Annotated in this window: 19 protein-coding genes and 2 riboswitches; of the genes, 8 read left to right on the top strand and 11 right to left on the bottom strand. The window is 48.5% G+C overall.

Annotated elements, in window-relative coordinates:
* Nucleotides 1-59 precede the first annotated feature (59 nt).
* Nucleotides 60-1,067, top strand: coding sequence for a YkvI family membrane protein (locus tag AB1L17_RS04920; protein WP_412843515.1), 1,008 nt, complete (start codon nucleotides 60-62; stop codon nucleotides 1,065-1,067).
* A gap of 107 nt (nucleotides 1,068-1,174) precedes the next feature.
* Here AB1L17_RS04920 and AB1L17_RS04915 read toward each other — a convergent pair whose 3' ends face one another.
* Nucleotides 1,175-2,524, bottom strand: coding sequence for a M28 family peptidase (locus tag AB1L17_RS04915; protein ID WP_412843514.1), 1,350 nt, complete (start codon nucleotides 2,522-2,524; stop codon nucleotides 1,175-1,177).
* A 349-nt stretch (nucleotides 2,525-2,873) separates the two neighbouring features.
* Here AB1L17_RS04915 and dat point away from each other — a divergent pair, with 349 nt between their 5' ends.
* Nucleotides 2,874-3,725 (top strand): D-amino-acid transaminase, encoded by an 852-nt coding sequence (gene dat / locus AB1L17_RS04910; protein ID WP_412843513.1) that lies wholly within the window; start codon nucleotides 2,874-2,876, stop codon nucleotides 3,723-3,725.
* 50 nt (nucleotides 3,726-3,775) lie between these two features.
* Here dat and AB1L17_RS04905 read toward each other — a convergent pair whose 3' ends face one another.
* The 5 genes from AB1L17_RS04905 to gcvT all read right to left on the bottom strand — a co-directional run bounded on the left by AB1L17_RS04905 (nucleotide 3,776) and on the right by gcvT (nucleotide 9,813).
* The gene (locus AB1L17_RS04905) at nucleotides 3,776-4,606 is read right to left on the bottom strand and encodes an octanoyltransferase LipM (protein ID WP_412843512.1); all 831 of its coding nucleotides are present in this window, start codon (nucleotides 4,604-4,606) and stop codon (nucleotides 3,776-3,778) included.
* A gap of 70 nt (nucleotides 4,607-4,676) precedes the next feature.
* A complete protein-coding gene (gene murG / locus AB1L17_RS04900; RefSeq protein WP_412843511.1) occupies nucleotides 4,677-5,756 on the bottom strand; it encodes an undecaprenyldiphospho-muramoylpentapeptide beta-N-acetylglucosaminyltransferase in 1,080 nt (359 codons plus the stop codon).
* Nucleotides 5,757-5,855: 99 nt separating this feature from the next.
* On the bottom strand, nucleotides 5,856-7,325 hold the full coding sequence (gene gcvPB / locus AB1L17_RS04895) for an aminomethyl-transferring glycine dehydrogenase subunit GcvPB (protein ID WP_412843510.1): 1,470 nt from the start codon (nucleotides 7,323-7,325) through the stop codon (nucleotides 5,856-5,858).
* On the bottom strand, nucleotides 7,318-8,670 hold the full coding sequence (gcvPA, locus tag AB1L17_RS04890; protein WP_412843509.1) for an aminomethyl-transferring glycine dehydrogenase subunit GcvPA: 1,353 nt from the start codon (nucleotides 8,668-8,670) through the stop codon (nucleotides 7,318-7,320). The genes gcvPB and gcvPA overlap by 8 nt, the downstream gene beginning before the upstream one ends.
* Nucleotides 8,671-8,709: 39 nt before the next feature.
* Complete coding sequence (gene gcvT, locus AB1L17_RS04885) at nucleotides 8,710-9,813, bottom strand: glycine cleavage system aminomethyltransferase GcvT (protein ID WP_412843508.1); 1,104 nt, start codon at nucleotides 9,811-9,813, stop codon at nucleotides 8,710-8,712.
* Nucleotides 9,814-9,888: 75 nt separating this feature from the next.
* Nucleotides 9,889-10,005, bottom strand: a riboswitch (glycine riboswitch).
* A gap of 1 nt (nucleotide 10,006) precedes the next feature.
* Nucleotides 10,007-10,101, bottom strand: a riboswitch (glycine riboswitch).
* Nucleotides 10,102-10,322: 221 nt separating this feature from the next.
* Between gcvT and AB1L17_RS04880 the strand changes: the two genes are divergently transcribed.
* The 3 genes from AB1L17_RS04880 to AB1L17_RS04870 all read left to right on the top strand — a co-directional run bounded on the left by AB1L17_RS04880 (nucleotide 10,323) and on the right by AB1L17_RS04870 (nucleotide 14,133).
* Nucleotides 10,323-12,029: a DEAD/DEAH box helicase gene (locus tag AB1L17_RS04880; protein ID WP_412843507.1), complete on the top strand. Its 1,707-nt coding sequence runs from the start codon at nucleotides 10,323-10,325 to the stop codon at nucleotides 12,027-12,029.
* Between the two features lie 38 nt (nucleotides 12,030-12,067).
* Complete coding sequence (locus AB1L17_RS04875) at nucleotides 12,068-13,165, top strand: YqhG family protein (protein ID WP_412843506.1); 1,098 nt, start codon at nucleotides 12,068-12,070, stop codon at nucleotides 13,163-13,165.
* A gap of 110 nt (nucleotides 13,166-13,275) precedes the next feature.
* The gene (locus tag AB1L17_RS04870) at nucleotides 13,276-14,133 is read left to right on the top strand and encodes a hypothetical protein (protein ID WP_412843505.1); all 858 of its coding nucleotides are present in this window, start codon (nucleotides 13,276-13,278) and stop codon (nucleotides 14,131-14,133) included.
* Between the two features lie 24 nt (nucleotides 14,134-14,157).
* Here the strand turns inward: AB1L17_RS04870 and AB1L17_RS04865 are convergent, their stop codons facing one another.
* The 5 genes from AB1L17_RS04865 to AB1L17_RS04845 form a co-directional block, all read right to left on the bottom strand.
* Nucleotides 14,158-14,412, bottom strand: a complete 255-nt coding sequence (locus tag AB1L17_RS04865; RefSeq protein ID WP_412843504.1) for a YkuS family protein — start codon at nucleotides 14,410-14,412, stop codon at nucleotides 14,158-14,160.
* Between the two features lie 41 nt (nucleotides 14,413-14,453).
* Nucleotides 14,454-14,615 carry a YqzE family protein gene (locus AB1L17_RS04860; protein ID WP_007725773.1) on the bottom strand — a complete coding sequence of 54 codons (162 nt, stop codon included), beginning with the start codon at nucleotides 14,613-14,615 and terminating at the stop codon, nucleotides 14,454-14,456.
* A 57-nt stretch (nucleotides 14,616-14,672) separates the two neighbouring features.
* Nucleotides 14,673-15,194, bottom strand: coding sequence for a shikimate kinase (locus AB1L17_RS04855; protein ID WP_412843503.1), 522 nt, complete (start codon nucleotides 15,192-15,194; stop codon nucleotides 14,673-14,675).
* On the bottom strand, nucleotides 15,191-17,056 hold the full coding sequence (locus AB1L17_RS04850; protein ID WP_412843502.1) for a stalk domain-containing protein: 1,866 nt from the start codon (nucleotides 17,054-17,056) through the stop codon (nucleotides 15,191-15,193). Before AB1L17_RS04850 ends, AB1L17_RS04855 begins: the two co-directional genes overlap by 4 nt.
* 162 nt (nucleotides 17,057-17,218) lie before the next feature.
* Nucleotides 17,219-18,178 (bottom strand): substrate-binding domain-containing protein, encoded by a 960-nt coding sequence (locus AB1L17_RS04845; protein ID WP_412843501.1) that lies wholly within the window; start codon nucleotides 18,176-18,178, stop codon nucleotides 17,219-17,221.
* A 142-nt stretch (nucleotides 18,179-18,320) separates the two neighbouring features.
* Between AB1L17_RS04845 and modA the strand changes: the two genes are divergently transcribed.
* The 3 genes from modA to AB1L17_RS04830 are packed head-to-tail and all read left to right on the top strand — an operon-like array spanning nucleotide 18,321 to nucleotide 20,560.
* On the top strand, nucleotides 18,321-19,118 hold the full coding sequence (modA, locus tag AB1L17_RS04840) for a molybdate ABC transporter substrate-binding protein (protein ID WP_412843500.1): 798 nt from the start codon (nucleotides 18,321-18,323) through the stop codon (nucleotides 19,116-19,118).
* A 49-nt stretch (nucleotides 19,119-19,167) separates the two neighbouring features.
* Nucleotides 19,168-19,878, top strand: a complete 711-nt coding sequence (gene modB, locus AB1L17_RS04835) for a molybdate ABC transporter permease subunit (RefSeq protein ID WP_412843499.1) — start codon at nucleotides 19,168-19,170, stop codon at nucleotides 19,876-19,878.
* Between the two features lie 16 nt (nucleotides 19,879-19,894).
* Nucleotides 19,895-20,560, top strand: a complete 666-nt coding sequence (locus tag AB1L17_RS04830) for an ABC transporter ATP-binding protein (protein WP_412843498.1) — start codon at nucleotides 19,895-19,897, stop codon at nucleotides 20,558-20,560.
* Nucleotides 20,561-20,570 lie beyond the last annotated feature (10 nt).

Raw genomic sequence — 20,570 nt, 5'->3', positions numbered from 1 at the left:
TCTGAACATACCTGTTTGTCTCATACACTTGTACCAAGTTGCAAGTGAGGATGATGCCTATGGACAAAATCGCTTGGCATATCGCCGTGCTTTTTGCAGGCTCCGCGTTAGGCGGATACTATTTGGGTGGATATGAGTGGTTGCGTTTTTTTACTTTTTTCGGTTCCTGGGGGACGATTGGCATCGCTCTTTCTGCTCTTGGCCTCGGATGGTTCGGTGTCCAGCTCTTGACCTTTTGCCACCGCAAGCAAATTCGCTCCCTTTACGAGCTGTACTATGTATTGTGCGGTGAGGCGTTCGCTTCTAGCCTGTCCGTGATTACCCACATTCTGCTATTGGGCTATGCAGGCGTCATGCTTGGCCAACAGGCAGAGTTCCTCTTGGAGGGAGTCTCGCCTTTATGGTTCATCCTTCTGTCCATTGCTGTCATCTTCTTTATCATAAATCGTTGGAGATGGATTGTCACTGCAACAGCCCTATCTCTTTCAGTCGGTTTGTTATTTTTCGGAGTGATCTTCGGCTCACAATCGCATGTCCCTATACCCAATTTGGGTTATCAGATGAATTTGAACTGGATCATTCACGCTGTTTTTTTCCTAGCCTTGCATTTCCTCATCAGCTTGGCTACCACTCTCCCCTTGGCAGTACGTGCGGCGAGTGAGCGAACCGTTCAGCTCGGGGCTGTAATCGGAGCCACCCTCTTCTTTTTGTTCACGATGTTAGGTCAAGCTATCCTGCTTGCCCACTGGCATGATGCACACGCCTCGGTGCTACCTGTCAAACAAATCCTAATGCTGATGATGACTGGTGGAGATTGGCTTCTGGCCATACTCTCGCTCGCTCAGGGCGGAGTCATCCTGGCAGCCCTACTGTACTCACTGGCACATCCAATTGCGACACGACAGCATTTACAGATGCTACCACTAATTGTCGTCATGCTGCTCACCGTCTTCGTATTCGCTATCACCCCACTGGTAATCCCATGGAGTGTTTCGGTAGTTGCGAGTGGAGCCACCTATTGTGGCATGTTCTTAATGGGCTGGTATGTTTGGAAGCGTCAAGTTTAATCGAAAAAGAAGCAGATAAGCTCCGGTGGTCAAGAAAACCTTGTCCACCTTTTCGCGTGAATGCGCTCTTATTTTCCATAAATAAAAACGTCCCCCGAAGGAGACGTTCACTGCACAGCTTCACCCTCTGCCTTCTGCTGCCCTCCACCAGGAGATCGCAGCTGATAAGCCGGAGTTGTGTAATCTGTCATTTTGTTTATCGCTGAAAGGATCGCCTTCGTTGCCGTTGCGATTTGTTCCCGATCGATGCGTGCTACAGAGTCATCAGTTGCTTGTTCAGTGCCAGCACTTGCCATTTCCCTCGTCACTAGAGCCACAGATATACCCGCTGCTGACAAAGAGCCCGCTGCGTTGTTTGGATCTCTCGTCCAGCCCTTGTCAGAATGAGACACTCCGGCTGCACTCAGTAATTGGACAGACAAATTCTCGCTGCCCGTAGCTGTAGTTGCATGCAACTCTCCCTTTTGACTGCCGACTCCATTCACATAATAGGCTGCTATGATGGCTTGTTTGTCTTTTGCTGATAAGGAATTCGCATAAGCAATCGGTCCTCTGCTCCCAGAAGTAACGGCACCGAAGCTGACGAACCTCACTTCCGTATCGATCGGCTTGTCTGCCATATTACGCGCGATCTCGAGTAAGGATGCTACCCCTGAAGCATTGTGATTCGCTCCTGTCGATAATCCGGCGGAGTCATGATGAGCGGATACGATGACGACTTGACCTGTGTCGTTTTGATTGGGCTTCCTGCTTGCCACAATATTATACGAGGTTTGCTTGCTCGATACGGCCCCCTCTACCTTTACGGTTCCTTTTACCTGTTGCTTGTCCATGATTCGTTTTTGGAGCTTCCTGCCGTCTGCCATCGACAGGGAAATCACGGGAACAGCCATGTCCAGCGGTTCACCCAGCGTAGCGTTCCACACTTCATCTCGATCGTTCCAAATGATAATCGCCACAGCTCCGGCAGCCGCTGCTTGGCGTACTTTTTCTCCGAACGGAATCTCGCCTCGCTTGACCAACGCAATCTTACCCCGCGCTGCATCATTCACGAAATCTACCGCACGTCCGAAGCCAGCATCCACCACTTCGGCTGTCGCTGCACCATTGATCCCAAAGGTAAATCCGCTCACTGTCCATTTTTGACCTGACCATTCTTCCATGGTCAGCGATAAGGTCGTAGGCTTTCGATACGTATAATACGAAAAGGGATGCAGCTTCGTCTGATACCCGTAGGAACGAAGGGTATTTTCGACATAGACAGCAGCGGCAAATTCCGTCTCGGTAGCAGGAGGGCGAGCTGTTTTCGCCAGCTGCTCGACATGACTGTACAGGAGTTCAGTGTCAATCCACTCTTGATTCTCCTCTGCATGAGCACCATCTGGAAGGAAAGGTAATGGCAATATTGTTCCACATACAAGCAGGGCACATAGCGCATAATGACGGACAGATCGCATGGCATTCTCCCTCTCCTTCGCTCTTTGCATTTATTATGGGCTGTTGCGACAAAAAGCGTCTAGTCAGAATAGTTAGTCAAATATCATCACGCAACGCCACCGCTGGACAGCTTTCGTTGTTCTTCTGCCCAAATCTCTGCTGGATTCCACACACGGTTACATCACGTCGATTTTTCAAGAGATTCGCCTCCATATGAAATCTTAATAGAAACGTGCTTCTTACCGTAAAATTATTGATAACGAAAAGGCGACTTTCAAATTGACCTTAGTCCTGCGATTTTGCTAATGTTGAATCAACAAAAAAACCGTTGGTAAGAAACGGGTTGGAATGAATAGAGGGGGACGTAGCATGCTTTATGTAGATGGAAAATGGGTAGAAGACGGGCAAGTCGCGGTTAATCCAGAAGACCGTGGTTACAACTTCGGAGATGGGATCTATGAGGTCGTTCGCATTTATAAAGGGCGCATGTACCAATGGGATGGTCACCTTACCCGGTTGTTTCGAAGTGCCAAAGAAATTAAAATGGAGCTTCCTTGGAGTGCAGACGAGCTGACGGACTTAGCTAATCAATTAATCGAGAAGAACAATATCACTGAGAATGACGACGCAAGCCTGTACCTGCAAGTGTCTCGTGGCGCCTCTCCGCGTGTACATGATATTCCGGCTGGCATCAAGCCTGTGATCATGGGCTTTGTCCGTCGCAAGGATCGCCCTGTCGCAGATATGAAAAAAGGCTGGACAGCACAGCTCATAGAAGATATTCGCTGGCTACGCTGCGATATTAAAACGCTCAATCTGTTAGGCGCCGTTCTTGTTAAACAATATGCAAAGGATGCGGGTGCCCAAGAATCCATTTTGCATCGCAATGGCGTCATTACAGAATGCAGCGCCTCCAATTTGTTTGTCGTAAAAAATGGCGAGCTGTATACGCATCAGGCTGATAACTTGATTCTGCACGGGATTACACGCCAAGTGGTTATTGATTTGGCAAAGGAAAATGGCATCATTGTACATGAGGAGGATTTTGACATCGCCTTCTTGCAGCAAGCAGATGAAGTGTTCCTCACTAGTACAACCGCAGAAATCATGCCGCTAATTTCAGTCGATGGCGTTGCAGTTGGCAACGGACAGCCAGGACCTGTCGTGCTCAAGCTACAAGACTTGTTTGAACAGCATATCAACACAAGTGTCCTTGTGTAAGAAAAGAAGCTCTCCCGGTATGTGCTTACATCCGAGAGAGCTTCTCTTTATTATCGACGCAGATTCCATTCGTCTGTGGCATAGCGTGTCTGGACGAGTTCTTCTGCCAAAGCGAGTTCTTCATCCGTTAGCGTAGAAGGAATCAGTTCCACTTCCAAGCCGGAAGCAAAGCCCTTCGAAAACGCCTCGATTGATTCTTGGAGACTGATTGGACGAGGGCTTACTTCGTTGATCGTCACCGCTTTTTGACGGAAGCTATCGATCATCCGTTGCTTGACCCGCTCTGATGGGAAATGCAAGAGCGAGAATAGCAAATCTACGTCCATATCAAGCAAAATAGAGCCGTGCTGAAGAATCACACCTTTTTGTCGCGTTTGGGCGCTTCCTGCTACTTTTTTCCCCTCTACGACAAGCTCATACCAGGAGGGAGAATCAAAGCAAGCAGATGACCCTGGAGAATTATACTTCTCTTTCTCCTCTTCACTCGCCAAGGAGACCATTTCTGCTGAGAGCCCAAGGTTTTGGAAGCCGTGCAACAGTCCCAAGCTAATGATTTTGTAAGCTTCCGTCACACTCGAAGGCATTTTCGGATGATCTTCGGATACGATCACACTGTACGTCAGCTCCTGATCGTGAAGAACGGCCCGCCCCCCAGTCGCTCTGCGGACAAAGCCCAGTCCTCTCTTTTGCACTTCCTCCAGATTGATTTCCTTGATCGCCTTTTGGAAGTAACCAATTGATAGCGTAGCCGGGTCCCATGTGTAAAAACGTACAGTCGGGGGTACCTTTCCTTCACTGTGCATCTGTAAAATTGCTTCATCTACTGCCATATTCATCGCAGGTGACATTGCTTCTGTCACGATATAGCGCCACTGTTCCATGTATGTACCTCCTCATTCACAACGCCTTCATTGTACGACCTGACACGAAGGACGGCAAGCCTCTGATAGGCTAACCAGGGCGAGCTGTCTCCTGTAAAATAGCTATGACCTGTGCCAATGCATCTGCCGTCTTTTCGTTTTCTTCGCGCATTCGCTGTAAGATGGACTTGCTGTTCTTTTGCAAATGAAGCACCGCTTGATAGAAGCGATCATCCGTCAGCTCTTCTTCCAGCAGCACATGACACAAGCCCTGCTTTTCAAAGGACTGTGCATTTAAAATCTGATCGCCCCGACTTGCTTCACGAGACAACGGGATCAAGAGCATCGGCTTTTGCAGGGCTAAAAACTCATAAATCGCATTGGAGCCTGCACGTGACACGACAAGATCAGCCATCGCCAGCAGGTCTGGCAATTGTTCCTGTACGTACTCGAATTGCCTGTAGCCTGCCATCTGAATCGTATCATCCACCTGATTTTTGCCGCAAATATGTACAATAGAAAAATGTTCGAGCAAAGAAGTGAGCATATGGCGTACCGCCTCGTTGATTCTCCGTGCTCCCAAGCTTCCACCCACAACAAGCAGGACAGGCTTCTGTGCAGAAAAGGAGCAGAATGACAGACCCGCTTCTCTTCGTCCCTGCTTAAGCTCCTCTCGCACAACTGCGCCTACGTGAATCCCTTTGTTTTTCGGCACATGAGATAGCGTATCTGGGAATGTGACGCACACCTTGCTGGAAAAAGGAACAGCTAGTTTATTCGCGAGCCCTGGCGTCAGATCGGATTCATGGATGACGACAGGAAGACGATTTAGCCATCCCCCAAACACGACCGGCACGGAAACGAAGCCCCCTTTGGAGAAAATCACATCTGGCTTCCACTTCCCTAGAAAACGAAAAGCTTGCCAGACGCCTTTTAGGACTCGCAATGGGTCACTCACGTTTTTCCAATCAAAATAACGTCTCAGTTTTCCCGAAGATATCCCGATATAGCGAACCTCGGGTAAGCTTGCGACCAGCTCTCGTTCGATCCCCGTCACAGAACCAATGTAGGCCACTTCCCAGCCCATCTTGATAAAGTAGGGCATGAGTGCAAGATTCACGGTAACATGACCTGCCGAGCCTCCACCTGTAAAGGCAATCCTTTTCTTCATTCGGCTCGAATCCTCCCCTGCTACTTCTTACCCCATGATAGCATCAATCGGAAAGAAAAGCCGCCCGTAACAACAGGCGACTTTTGCTGGGAAATATGATTATGCTTGTGGTTGATAGCGAAGAATCGGCTTTCTCGCTGCTGTCGCTTCATCCAGACGTTTGACCACAGTCGTATGAGGAGCTTCCTGAACGATTTCTGGTGTTTCCTCGCATTCGCGGGCAATTTGCAGCATGACGTCGATGAACTCGTCGAGCGTTTCTTTCGTCTCGGTTTCGGTCGGTTCGATCATGAGGCACTCGTCTACGATCAATGGGAAGTAGATCGTTGGCGGGTGGTAGCCGAAGTCGAGCAAGCGTTTTGCAATATCGAGTGTGCGTACGCCCAGCTTCTTCTGGATCACGCCGGACAGGACGAACTCGTGCTTGCAGACGCGGTCAAATGGCAGATGATAAGCCGTTGCCAGACGGCGCATCATGTAGTTGGCGGAGAGCACCGCATTTTGCGATACCTGCAGCAAGCCTTCTGGACCCATTGTACGGATGTAGCTGTACGCACGAACGAGGATACCGAAGTTTCCGTTGTAGCCTTTTACGCGGCCGATGGAAGCCGGGCGATTGCTGTCCCAGTAGAAGCTACCGTCTTCCTTCTTCGCTACGATTGGTGTAGGCAGGAACGGCTCGAGCACTTTCTTCACGCCGACCGGACCAGCACCTGGACCGCCACCGCCGTGAGGACCTGTAAACGTTTTGTGCAAATTCAGATGCACGACGTCGAAGCCCATGTCTCCCGGACGTGCAATTCCCAAAATCGCGTTCGCATTCGCACCATCGTAGTACAACAGACCGCCAGCTTCATGGACGATTTTCGCCATTTCCACGATATCTTCTTCAAACAATCCCAGTGTATTCGGGTTTGTCAGCATCAAGGCAGCTGTGTCAGGACCAACCGCATCACGCAGCGCCTGAATGTCGACCAATCCACGCTCGTCAGAAGCAATGGTTACGGTATCCAAGCCAGCTACAGCAGCAGATGCCGGGTTCGTACCGTGTGCAGAGTTCGGCACGATTACTTTGGTACGATGGGCTTCTCCACGGCTCTCGTGGTAGGCACGAATCATCATCAGACCTGTCCACTCACCCGCAGCACCAGCGGCTGGTTGCAGCGTAACCGCGTCCATCCCTGTGATTTCAGCCAGTTCTTCTTGCAGGTTGTACAACAGCTCCAATGCGCCCTGTACAGTTTCTTCTGGTTGGTACGGATGTGTCTGTGCGAAGCCTGCGTAACGGGCAACGTCTTCGTTGATTTTCGGGTTGTATTTCATCGTGCAAGAACCGAGCGGATAGAAGCCATTGTCTACCCCGTGGTTGCGACGAGACAGTTCTGTGTAGTGACGAACCAATTGCAGCTCAGACACCTCTGGCAGCTCAGCCGGTGTTTCGCGGATCAGGTGCTTCGGCAAAAGGCTTGCTACTTCTACTTCTGGTACATCCAATGCCGGCAAATTGTAGCCCACACGGCCTGGTTTGCTCATTTCAAAGATCAGTGCTTTTTCCTGGTCGTTACGCACGTGTGATCGCCTCCAATTCAGCCGCCAATGTGTCGATTTCTTCTTTGGTACGTAGCTCTGTTACCGCAAGCAGGGTGTGATTCGCAAACTCCGGATAGTCGAGGCCGAGGTCATAGCCACCGATGATTCCTGCCGCGAGCAGCCCTTTGTTCACTTCGGCCACTGGCTTGTTCAGCTTCACCACAAACTCGTTGAAGAACGGTGATGTGAATACGATTTCCAAGCCCTTTGCTTGCAGAGCATTCTTGGCGTAATGAGCTTTTTGCAGGTTCATCATTGCCATCTCTTGTACACCTTGCTTGCCGAGTCCTGTCATGGTGATCGAAGCAGCCAAAGCCAGCAGCGCTTGGTTCGAGCAGATGTTAGATGTCGCTTTTTCACGACGAATGTGCTGTTCACGCGCTTGCAGCGTCAGTACGAAGCCACGCTTGCCATTTTCGTCCTTTGTTTGACCGACGATACGACCTGGCATTTTGCGCATCAGCTTGGTTGTCGTCGCAAAGTATCCGCAATGCGGTCCGCCAAAGGATGCTGGGATACCGAATGGCTGCATGTCGCCCACTACGATGTCTGCGCCCAATTTGCCCGGCGCTTCCAGTACGCCAAGAGCAAGCGGGTTGGAGGATGTAATGAACAATGCACCTTTTCCGTGTGCAATTGGTTCAATCGCTGCCAAATCCTCTACGTTTCCGAAGAAGTTCGGATACTGCACGATGACCGCAGCTGTATTTTCATCTACGAGTGCTTCCAGTGCTGCCGTATCCGTAACGCCATCGCTGTTGATACCTACTTCAACCAGCTCAACGTTTTGTCCGTAAGCATATGTTTTCAAAACACCACGCGCTTCTGGATGTACAGCACGGGAAACGATGACGCGCTTTTTGCCAGTGTGACCCGCAGCCATCATCGCTGCCTCTGCCAAAGAAGTCGCGCCGTCATACATCGAGGAGTTTGCTACCTCCATGCCAGTCAGCTCGCATACCATGGTCTGGAATTCAAAAATAGCTTGTAGCTCACCTTGGCTGATCTCTGGCTGGTAAGGTGTATAAGCGGTAAAAAATTCACCGCGAAGCAGCATGTGATTGACTGTGCTCGGAGCGTAATGCTGATAAACACCCGCACCAAGGAAGTTGACATGCGTGCTGAAGTTCACGTTTTTATTTGCGAGGCGTGTAAAATACTTCACCAAATCTGGCTCGGATAGTGCTTCTGGAATATTCAAAGCACCTTTGAAGCGCACTTCTTCCGGAATATCAGCAAACAATTCTTCTACGCTCGAAATGCCGAGGGTTTCCAGCATTTCGCGCTTGTCCTGATCAGTTTGGGGCAGGTAGCGGTATTTCACGGACGTTGTCCTCCTCTAAAAGGATGTATGGTGTGTAGCTTAGTTTTTTGGACGTTTATAAAATGGAGCGGCAACGACTTCTGCTTTGAGACGTTTTCCGCGAATTTCTACTTCTACTTGTGTACCTAACGCAGCATGCTCGGTTTTTACGAGAGCAAGACCGACGTTCTTCTTCAAGGTTGGAGATTGTGTTCCCGTCGTCACTTCACCGACGAGCTCTTCCCCCACATAGACTGGGTAATGCGTGCGCGGAATCCCACGGTCGATCATCTCGATCCCTACAAGCTTGCGTGGAGCACCGTTTTCTTTTTGTGCCTTCAATACTTCTTGACCGATGAACGGCACTTCTTTGTCAACCTTGACAGCAAAGCCAATGCCCGCTTCGATCGGCGTAATGTCTTTGCTGAGCTCTTGGCCGTACAGTGGCAGCTTGGCTTCAAAACGAAGCGTATCACGCGCACCGAGACCACACGGCAAGAGACCTTCTTCTTTTCCCGCGTCGAGCAAGATGTCCCACAGCTCAGCGGCACGATCTGCAGCCAAATAAATCTCGAAGCCATCCTCGCCTGTGTAGCCAGTGCGAGAAACCAATGCCGGAATGCCGCTCACTAGCACATCACGCTCAAAGCGGAAAAAGCCGATTTGAGACAAGTCCGTGGTCGTCAACTTCTGAAGGATGGATTCTGCCAAAGGACCTTGAATCGCGATTTGTGCTGTCTGTGGCGAAATATTCTCAATTGTTACGCCTGGAATCAAATGTTCTTCTAGCCACGCATAGTCTTTGTCGATATTCCCCGCGTTGATGACGAGCAGGTAATGATCATCTGCATACTTGTACACAAGCAGATCATCCACTGTACCGCCATCCGGGTAGCAAAGCACGCTGTACTGCGCTTGCCCGATTGCCAGCTTGGACACGTCATTGGTTGTCACACGCTGGAGGTAAGAAAGAGCGTTTTCCCCTTTTACGTCCACTTCTCCCATATGGGAAACATCAAATAGACCAGCTTTTGTCCGAACGGCTTCATGCTCTTGACCAATGCTTGTAAACTGCACCGGCAGATCCCAACCACCGAAGTCGATGGTTTTCGCGCCATACTTTGCATAAGAATCAAATAGTGGCGTACGTTTCAAATTGGACATGTGGCACCTCCTGTGAACATTTTCCAAAACAAAACAGAGGAGGAAAAACGGGTACACCAAAATAATGGTGCCCATTTCTCCTCCTCTGTCCTTGGTACCTGAGAGTTACCTTGCCAATCACGTGAGGCGTAAACAATCCCCACTTGCAAGTTTCCCCTTTGGTGGCTCGTTTGTGAGCTCTCTCCAGAGTTGCGTCCAGTAGAGGTACTTTTGCCTGAGAGATTCACCGTTACCGGCTTGCTCCTTCGGCGCTGCTGTGCTTCTAGCAGTCTCTCCCTACTACCTTCATTCGCGGTGGTTTCATGGTCATACATAAGTTTTTGCTATCATTTCCATACTAATGGATGAACTACCTCTTTATCCTACCATGAGAGTCCGAAGTTGAAAATATACAAATTAACAGTCAGATTCATAAAAACTTAACAAAATGAATTGACAATAGAAGAACGTTCAGTTTTTCTGCACTCCACATGAAAGTTATGGCAGAGCTATGTAAAGGAGTATCATATATGCCGAATGTTCCCGTTTCATTTGATACGAGTTGGATCAATCCGCTGACAGAACGTATGCAAGAAGATGGCCCTTGGGATAAATGGGAGCTGTTCAAGCTTACCCTGGAAGCCGAAGAAGCCATGGCTGTTCGTGAATTTGATCAGCTACAGTGCCTGAAATACCTTCCTCTCCTGTCCCCATTTCCCCATCAGTTAGAGACCGCTAAGCGTGTCCTGTTAGAAATGCGCGGACGTGCCATCCTCGCTGATGAAGTCGGTCTGGGAAAAACGATTGAAGCAGGCCTAATCATGAAAGAGTACATGGTTCGCGGTTTGGCTAAAAAAATTCTCGTTCTGGTTCCGGCTTCGCTCGTCATTCAATGGACAAAAGAGCTGCATCAAAAATTCGGCATTTCTGCTGTGGCACAAAAGAAAGAATATATGTGGCGGCAGCACGACGTCGTTGTTGCTTCAATTGATACAGCAAAAAGAGATCCTCACAGGCGTCACGTTCTCGACATCGACTACGACATGCTGATCATTGACGAGGCTCATAAGCTCAAAAATAAACGGACACGCAACTATCAGTTCGTCAAGGAGATTCGCAAAAAATATTGCCTGCTGCTAACAGCAACGCCCATACAAAACGAAATGGACGAGCTGTACAACTTGATCAATTTGCTGAAGCCAGGTCACCTTGGTCATAATTCCACCTTCTCAACCAATTACGTAGAAGGCAAACGCCAATCCAAAAACAGCGAGAAATTACGGGAAGAAATTGAAAAGGTCATGATTCGGAATAAGCGAAGCGATGGTGGCATTCAATTCACCAGTCGTCGTGTTCAGTCGATTCCGATTGACCTGTCTTCGGAAGAGATGACCTTGTACGAAGGCGTGACTCGCTTTGTTCGCGAGCAATATCAGACAGGGCTTGGCGTGGGCGGATTCAACTCTCTTGCCCTGATCACCTTGCAGCGTGAGGTCTGTTCGAGTAAGGAAGCCGCGTTTATGACGTTGTACAACATGCATCAACGTACAGGCGAGGATTCTCCGTTGCGCTCGCAGATTCTCGAGCTAGTCGAATTGATCAAGCAAATTGAGACGCATTCCAAAGCAGCGAAGACGGTTGAGCTCATACAACAAATCAACGACAAAGTGATCATTTTCACGGAGTACCGGGCAACACAAAACTACCTGCAAAAGTATTTACACGACCATGGCATCACTTCTGTCCCCTTCCGCGGTGGCTTTAAACGCAGTAAAAAGGACTGGATGACAGATCTTTTCCAAAATCGTGCGCAAGTGTTGATCGCGACAGAAGCAGGCGGAGAAGGCATCAATTTGCAGTTCTGTAATCAGGTGATCAATTACGACATGCCTTGGAATCCGATGCGGGTGGAGCAAAGAATCGGTCGCGTCCATCGTCTGGGACAAAAAAGAGATGTGCATATTTACAACTTATCAACGGTAGGCACCATCGAGGAGCATATTCTCAAGCTGCTTTATGAAAAAATCGACCTATTTGAAATGGTCATCGGTGAACTCGACGATATTGTCGAACGCCTGAATCTGAGTCATTCCTTGGAGGATAATTTGATTCAAATCATTATGGATTCCCGCTCCTCCAAAGAAATGGCATTGAAGCTGGATAATATGGGACATGCCATTCGGGCAAGCAAAATAACCAAAGCAGAGGTCCCGCTTTCTGAGGCAGCTGACCAATAGTTCCATGCTGGAAACGAAAAAAGAAAAGAGGTCTCCTGATGCAGCAACAACAGGTCAGACAATTTGTCGAGCGCTATATGGCGACGTTTTCTGCCCATATCGTCGAAGCACACCCGGAATATTTGACAGTCAAGCTCCCTGTCGAGGTGGACAAGGATATTGGCAATCGCCCTTTTTACTGGAGCTGGGTGGACAAGATGAATTTAGCATATCAGCCGTTAGTGCTCACCTTTGCTTTTCATCCGGACCGTATGCCTGAAGGGTTGCGGTCGGAGCATCTGCATCTAGGAGCAGCACGCATGCAGCAAATTTTCGCTTCAGCCAAGAAGCATGGCAGCTTTGTCTGTATGTACGAACAACAAGCAGGCATTCTTGGCAATGCCGGAAAGCGTCGCTCTACTCCTCTCGTCCCTTGGCTCGGGATTAACTTGAAGGTTTCGCTGCTTTGTGACAAGCGTCGTGACATTCTTTTGTACGTGGGGATCAATTTGCACCAGCCACGGATTGTGACTGATTTTCCTTCGTTTTTATTTCAGCTTTCCTTGACCCCGGCGATCCCCGATTACTATTACACACTGGATCGAAAAGTAACGATCCAGGAAGCACTCCAGATGGCCCAACAGGAAGTCGAGCGTACCTTGGAACAAGAAGATCAACAATGGGCGCAGGAGGCTCGTACACGTTTGACGGAAGAGTTGGCCATTTTGGAAGCGTACTATGAAGAATTGGCACGACGCGAACCACAAAATGAGCAAACCGATGAAGGTGAGGAGGAAGCACCTCTTCCTGAGCCTCTTCCTGAGCCTGATCCTGAACCAGCTGCTCCAGCTCCTGTCGAACAGACTATGACTTTTGACGAATATCGGTCTACTGGCGGGCGAATCCTCGACTTTTTACGTGCAAACGGGATTCAGGTCACCCCACGCGAAGAAATCAATCTAGCGGAATGGAAAAAAAGCACGCCAGACGAGGAAAGACAACGGCGCAAAGACGAGCTGGCTTGGCAATACGAGCCGCGAATCGAGGTTCAGTTCATCAACGGCGGCTTGTTTTATTTATCTTCCACTCCCCCACTCGTACGGTCGTCTAAATCGAAAAGCATGCGGCATCTCCCCGCATCCGGGCGAATCATGTAAAAGATCAACGAGAAAATGTGAGAGGGAAAAGACATGTTGCAACAAATCTTTTTGTCATAGCTGGTTACAATAGGAATAGGTTAAGCCTTTACAAAAGGTGGTGCATAATTGTGACCAGACGTATTCTTCCTTTATTCGCAGCTCTTCTGTCCATAATGCTGCTTTCTTTACCCGTTTCTGCGCAGGACGAAGCCAGCTGGGACCAACAATTCCAAGCACAAATTCGAGAATGGATGGATGCCATCTCAAGCCGAGACCCTCAATTCAAGCAGTGGCAGGACGCAAAGACGGACGTGCAAACGCTTGGAGCAGGTCAGCATCAATGGCTGGTGAGTATAAAAAAAGCGGACAAGCAAGTAGGCTATTTGGTCATTGGTGGGTCACCTGACTCTTCTTCGCATGAGAAGTTTGTTCTGCTTGAATATGGTGTGGGTGAATATATCTTGTTCGATGACGCCTTTGCTCCAAAAGAAATCGCAGCGGAGCCTGTCTATGACGGATTCGCTTCCCACTGGCTGATCACCCAGAAGCCAGACTCACAAATGGTCAATGCAAAAACGGGAGAGATGTATCCCACATCCTTTGAAGTTAGTCAGCCTGCCATTAACACATACGCAGGTGAAAAGCTCATACAAAATGGACAACGCCTCACACAGATGCGTATCCTAAACGCAACCGAGGCTGATCCTTTCGATCATATTGGATGGGTAAGCCAAATGAGTACACCTGGTACTGACGTATCCTGGAACCAATTGTGGCAGCAAGAGAGCAGCTCGCCAGTAACTTTGGCCGTTCCCATTCATCAGTCGCAAGTATTGGCTCCTTTTGTTGTTGGGTCCCTGCATTTGTGGAATGACCAGAATGCGTACGTTGGTGTATGGGATGAAGGCCTGCGTTTTGTCCCGTACTCGTATGCTCATCGGGTCGGACGTTTTTTCGTAAACGAAACAAGCTCTCCTGCCGAGTAACCGGTTGGAGAGCTTGTTTTTTATTCAGCGATGGTTCGTTGGAGACAGACGTTCATGTACGGCATGAAAAACTTCATTAACCGTCATTCCCTCAGCATTGATGACGGGAGCACCTGTTATCGTTTTGTTTTGATTACCCAGTACGTTGATATCCTGACCTGTAATGACAATCGCATCTACTACTTGCTGCCAGTTGCCCAGATCAACGACATCGTAACCATTTTGACGAAGCATGTTGCTCACTTCAGACAGGGAATTTTCTACCGCTACTCTCGCCATATGCACCCTCCGTCTTCGTTCATGGTAGGTTGAAGGACCGTTTATTTACGCCACAATAGTCGAATCGACATAGGAATGGCTCCAAACCAGCGAGACGACCAGGACTCTCGTGGCGTCTTACGCAAACGGCGTTCATCTTTTGGTGTATCCATGTACTGAACAAACAGTTTTGTCAGGTACTTTAAATATTCCTGAAAGGACATCGCACTTGACCTCCTTCGTACTCGCGGATTCACACCACGGCGCAAGCGCTGTCCCCACTATTGTTCCCCGCCTTGTGTTCTTTCAACCACCTGGTTCGTAATTTCCATTACGATATCCGAAAGGCTCTTTCCCGTTGTATCCACTTGAATTGGGGCGAAATCATACACGCCAGCCCGCTCTGCCATGAGTGTTCGTACCCTTGCCGCTACTCCTCCTGCAAGTAAAGGGCGGCCAGAATCATTTTCCAAACGCTTGATGAGCTCCTCTTCCGTGGCATGCAGTGCGATCACAATGCCATGGGCAAGCATCATCTCTACGTTTTGCTGCCGTAATACGGCTCCACCCCCGGTAGTTAATACCTGAGGATCTTCGTCGAGTAATTGCGCGAGGCACTTGGTCTCGACACCTCGGAAATACGCTTCTCCTTGATCAGCGAAGATGTCTGGTATGCTGCGGCCTTCACTCTCCACAATCGCATGATCCAAATCCTTGTGCTTCATTCCTAAAGAAGCAGCGAGTGCGGCTCCCACCGTGGTTTTTCCTGTTCCCATAAATCCGACCAACACCAGATTCATCATTTTGTTTCTGCCGCCTTTCCAATCGTACTGGTATTAATCTTCACTGTTTTTTGCTGCTGATTGTACTGGGTCTCATATCCCAAGGCTTTTTCAAAAAAGGAAAGTGGAACCATCGTACGTTCTTTGATTTCGATTAACGGGCTGCCTAAATCCATTCGCTTCCCATCTACAACAGCAAAGCGTTCTCGTTCCTTTATAAATACCTCGCGTCCATTTCCTTTCACGCGGATCATTTGTTTTTCTTCATCCCAGCCAATGGCTAAGCCCATTTTCTCACCGAGCTCTCGAAGCGGAATGTACACCGTATTCTGGGTTACCCGTGCCGGAATCGATGGATAAAAGCTCATGTTGTTAATGATCGTTGTGATATAGGGCTCCAATTGAACTTCGCCAAATCCAGTTTTATTCGGATTGTTTGTATGCAGGGTGAAGTATTTTGCTTCTCCTTGCAAGGTTTGTCCCAACGCCTGATCGAGATGCTCTGCGCCAATGACACTGCCATGATAATTTTGCTGGACACGCTGCAAGAAGCGTTTATAGGCATCGTCACCGATTTTGCGGCGAAGATTGTCAAACAGGAGTGCTCCTCGTGAATACCACGTCAGCTTAAACTCCTCTTCCGTAGCAAATTTCTGCAGCGGCTTGTCCAGCTTGCCATTCGGATAGCGCTCCTGCAATCTTTTGACATCACGATTGTATTCATCTAACAGCGTCGTAGCTGACTGTGCACCATATCGCTTCTGCATGTAGTGATACACGCCGAGCTCCACCAGCCCCTCATCCAGCCATCCATGAGAGGACTCCAATGTAGCCACGCTGTTGTACCACCAAAGATGTCCAACCTCGTGCGGAAGCCAATGATCGATCAGATTGTTATGATGCATATCTCTTTTGAAAATGGCGAGGTTGGCGTATTCCATCGCATACGTCGTTCCTGTACTTGTTTCTGCAATCGCGACGTGTGGATACGGCAACGGTCCATACATGTCGATGAAAGTAGGGAATACCGATTGTGCAATGGTCTTGATTCGTTCAATGTTTCCTTTATCAACCGAAGCAATATCTACTGATAAGTTCGGCGCGAATTGAATCGTTTCAATGTGATAAAGCGGACTGCCCACCAATGCAAAATTCAGCAGATTATTTGCTTGATAATGGACTTGCTGCTTACTGCCACCGACTGTCTTCGCTTGCCCTCTGCCCCATGAGCTGACCCATTGGTAGCCTTGTGGCGAGGTAAAGGACACATCGTAATCCGCATAGTGGTAGACGAATGGATCACCAAAATCTACTCGTTGCGGCGGTTCATACCAAACACCCTTTTGATTTTGGGCACCGAGCATCGGGTACCATGTAGTCAGCGTCCAGATATCGTCTTTCACTCCAAAACGTGTGCCTCTACGCGGAACCGGGTTCTCAAACTCAATAGTCAAGGCGCCACGAAGCTCGCTCCCCAATGGATTTGCCAGCTTCACGAGCGATTGTCCACGTTCAAAAGATAGTGGCTTGTCTTTGTAGCGAATAGACTTCACCGTCATTTTGTTCCACAGATAGTCGTAAATATACAGTCGCACATCTGGTGTTTTCGGGTTGTCAAACTCCAGGGTCATTTTTCCGGTTATTTTTGCTTCAGACGTATGTAATTCAGCTTGAATCTTATATACAGGGTTCAAGTCCTTTACATAGGAAGCCAACGGAGGATCGTACGAAAATGGATCGACGAACGCTGGTTCCTCCTTAGGGGTTGTATTCATTGCAATAATTTGTGAAATTGCTGGCCAATACGCGATAACCCCAACAGATCCAAAAAAAACGAGGATGGTTACACATACGAGCAAGCTTGTTTTATGTAGTGATTTCATTGACAGCCCCCATATAATCAATCGCCCGGCGGCAGGCGCAATCTATTTTTTCATTGTAGCAAATATATGTCAAACTGAGTAGAAATTCAGGAGATTCGGTAGAGAAAACGAAAAAAAGCCGCCACTCATTTTATCGTAATGATTGGCAGCTTTCTTTAGCTATTACCACGTTTCGTACATAATTTTTCCGGTCTGGCTAAGATCATAGCCCCCAACTGCTTCCAATTCCTTTTGAAAAGGCTGCGATCCGAGCACTTCAAGAACAGCTTGAATGAGTGGTTCGTTTTCCTTGTTTTTCAACAGGACGAGGTCATAGCGCTCGCGAACAGTTGGCACAAACTCTACGCCTACGAGTGAGGCTGCCTTTTCAATCCCAACTCCGACGTCTGCCTCGCGTCGTGCCACTACCCCTGCTACTGCAAGGTGATTCGACTCTTCCCGATCGTATCCTATCACTTGGCTCCCCACAATTCCTGCCAGTCGAAACTGCTCCTCAATTAACGTACGTGCACCCGATCCTTTTTCCCGATTGACCATTCGAATGCCCGGCTTGGTAAAATCTCCCCATGCTTTGATCTGCTTCGGATTACCTGCCTGAACGTAGAATCCAGCCCACCGCGACAGCATGTTCACGACAACAAAGCGATGCCCGCACATAATACGGCGAATATACGGGATGTTGTATTCGTTCGTATCGCCATCGTACAAATGCGTACTGACAATATCCGCCTTACCCATATACATGGCCACGAGGCTATTCAGAGAACCTACATAGGAGCGTAGCGGTCTATATGCTTGATCCTTTTTCTCCAAATGACCAGAGAGCAAATCCAGGCTGACATCCTGTCCACTGATAATAATAGTACGACCTGTACCAGCTGGCTCATGTCCTTCGGGCTGCTGAGCTTGTCCTGTCGGCGGAATACTAACCGCTGAGGCTTGTCTATACTCGCCCTTCGCCTTTGCCTTGTAGGCTTCGAGATCGCTTTCGTCGACACGCATTTGCCGACCAACGCGATAGGCAGGCAGCTCTCCTTTTTTAATCAGATCGTATACCGTCAGCTTGGAAATACGTAAAATTTTTGCTATCTCTTCGGTCGTATAAGAATTTTGTTGACTCATGTCCCGCCTCCGTTATCTCCTTTGCTATATTTTCAATCAAGTTTCGTAAAATCGCAATTGATTATTCATTATGAATCAATATAATCTAGTTATATCCAGTTATATTTAATTATAACTAAACATAATCATGGAGGTCTTTTTTATGAAGAAGCACTGGTTTGCTCTATGGGCAGCATTTTGCTTGATACTCACCGCGTGCTCGACTACGCAAACGGCTCCGCAGGCAAGTGTGCCTACAGTAACAGCAGCAGCTAAGATTGATCTCACGATTTCTGCAGCTGCCAGTTTGACTGATGCCTTGAATGAATTAAAAACCCAATACGAAGCTGACAACCCGGGAATTGACCTCACCTTTAACTTCGGAGGCTCCGGCAAACTCGCGACACAAATTACGCAAGGCGCTCCCTCTGACGTATTCTTGTCTGCAAGTAAAAAAGATATGGATGGTCTCGAGGAAAAGCAGCTGATCGTCAAGGACACACGTCAGGATTTCACCGGAAACTCCCTCGTTCTCGTTACTGGAAGCACGAGCCCTGTTGCCATCACTTCTTTTGAAGAGCTAAACAACACCGCTATCAAGCATATTGCCGTTGGTGAACCGGAGACAGTTCCAGCAGGACGATATGCCAAGGAAACATTGGATTCACTGAAAATGTGGGAGTCGTTGTCGACACAAATGGTGTTTGGGAGCGACGTCCGTCAAGTATTGACCTTCGTGGAATCAGGTAACGCTGAAGTAGGTATCGTTTATTCCAGTGATGCTGCTGCCTCAAAAAAGGTAAAGATATTGGCGACAGCCAAGCCGGAATGGCACAAGCCCATTGTTTATCCAGGTGCAGTGGTTAGCGCATCGAAGAATCCAGATGCTGCAAAAGCTTTCCTTACCTACTTGACAAGCGACAAAGGAAAAGTGATCTTACAGAAGTACGGATTTCAATAATCATTACCCACCGAACCGAAGCTAACGCTCGTTTTCGGTGAGCCCAATCATGATCAAAGCGGAGGTGGCAAGCGTGATCGAAACAAATCTTACTCCTTTGATGCTCTCTCTAAAAGTAGCTGCGCTCTCCACCTCCTTTGTATTCGTCCTCGGGATGGTTGCAGCCAGATGGATGACACAAAAGGATTTTTGGGGGAAAAATGTGCTGGAGTCCTTTTTTTTGCTTCCGCTTGTTCTCCCGCCCACCGTTGTCGGCTTTGGATTGTTGATGCTTTTCGGAAAGAACGGGTTTCTCGGCAAGCTATTGCAAGAATGGTTTAACATTACCGTCGTCTTTACGCTGACAGGAGCGGTCATTGCCTCTATTGTCGTTTCGTTTCCGTTGATGTATCAGAGCGCAGTGGCAGCCTTCACAGGAGTTGATCGTCGTTTGGAGAATGCCGCCCGTACGATGGGCGCTTCCGAATGGCGACTATTCTGGACCGTTAGCTTTCCGTTGGCTTGGCCTGGCCTATTGGCTGGGTTTGTTCTTTCTTTTGCCCGTGGTTTAGGGGAGTTCGGTGCCACCCTCATGCTGGCAGGCTACATCCCTGGAAAAACCGATACGATTCCCGTTGCCATTTATTTTGCCGTCGAGGCTGGTCAAATGGACAAGGCACTGTTCTGGGTTATCATCATAGTTTCCTTGGGTATGGGAACGACTCTTTGGCTGAATTGGTGGAGTCGTCGTAATGTGCGCAGGTACGCCAATCAAAAATAAGGCAGGTGAATAGTAAATGCTCACAGTTGACATTCAGAAGCGTTTGCCTGATTTTTTATTGGATGTTTCCTTTTCGGTACAAAAAGAAATTGTTGTGTTGTTCGGACCTTCCGGCTCTGGCAAAACAACGATATTAAACAGTATTGCAGGTCTCATCCATCCTGATACTGGTGTCATCCAGCTAAACGAGCACGTCTTTTATCGGGAGGGACAGAAACCACTCCCTGTGCAAAAGCGCAACATCGGATACTTGTTCCAGGATTATGCGCTCTTTCCTCACATGACGGTCGAACAAAATATTCGCTATGGCTTAAAAAAGGGTCATGAGCTGAATTTGGAACCATTGCTGTCCACGGTAGGAATCGATCAACATCTGCAAAAATACCCTCACCAATTATCTGGGGGACAAAAGCAAAGGGTCGCTCTCGTGCGTGCGCTCGCAACAGAGCCTGCGATCATGCTTTTAGACGAGCCTTTGTCTGCGTTGGATGCTGATACGAGGATGCAATGCCAGGATGAAATACTTCGCCTTCACGCTATGTGGAATATTCCTTTTCTCTTGGTCACACACGATCGAGAAGAGGCAGAGAAGCTGGCTGATGTGATTCTGATGATAGAAAACGGCAGAATCATGGAGCGAAAACACGAAAAAAGCCATACAGCAACGTCCATTTCCCGTTAAAAGGGATGGC

It is taken from the genome of Brevibacillus jepli, assembly GCF_047229145.1.
GTDB lineage: Bacteria > Bacillota > Bacilli > Brevibacillales > Brevibacillaceae > Brevibacillus.
The sequence above is the reverse complement of the archived record's forward strand: the minus strand, read 5'-3'. Positions and strand labels throughout refer to the sequence as shown.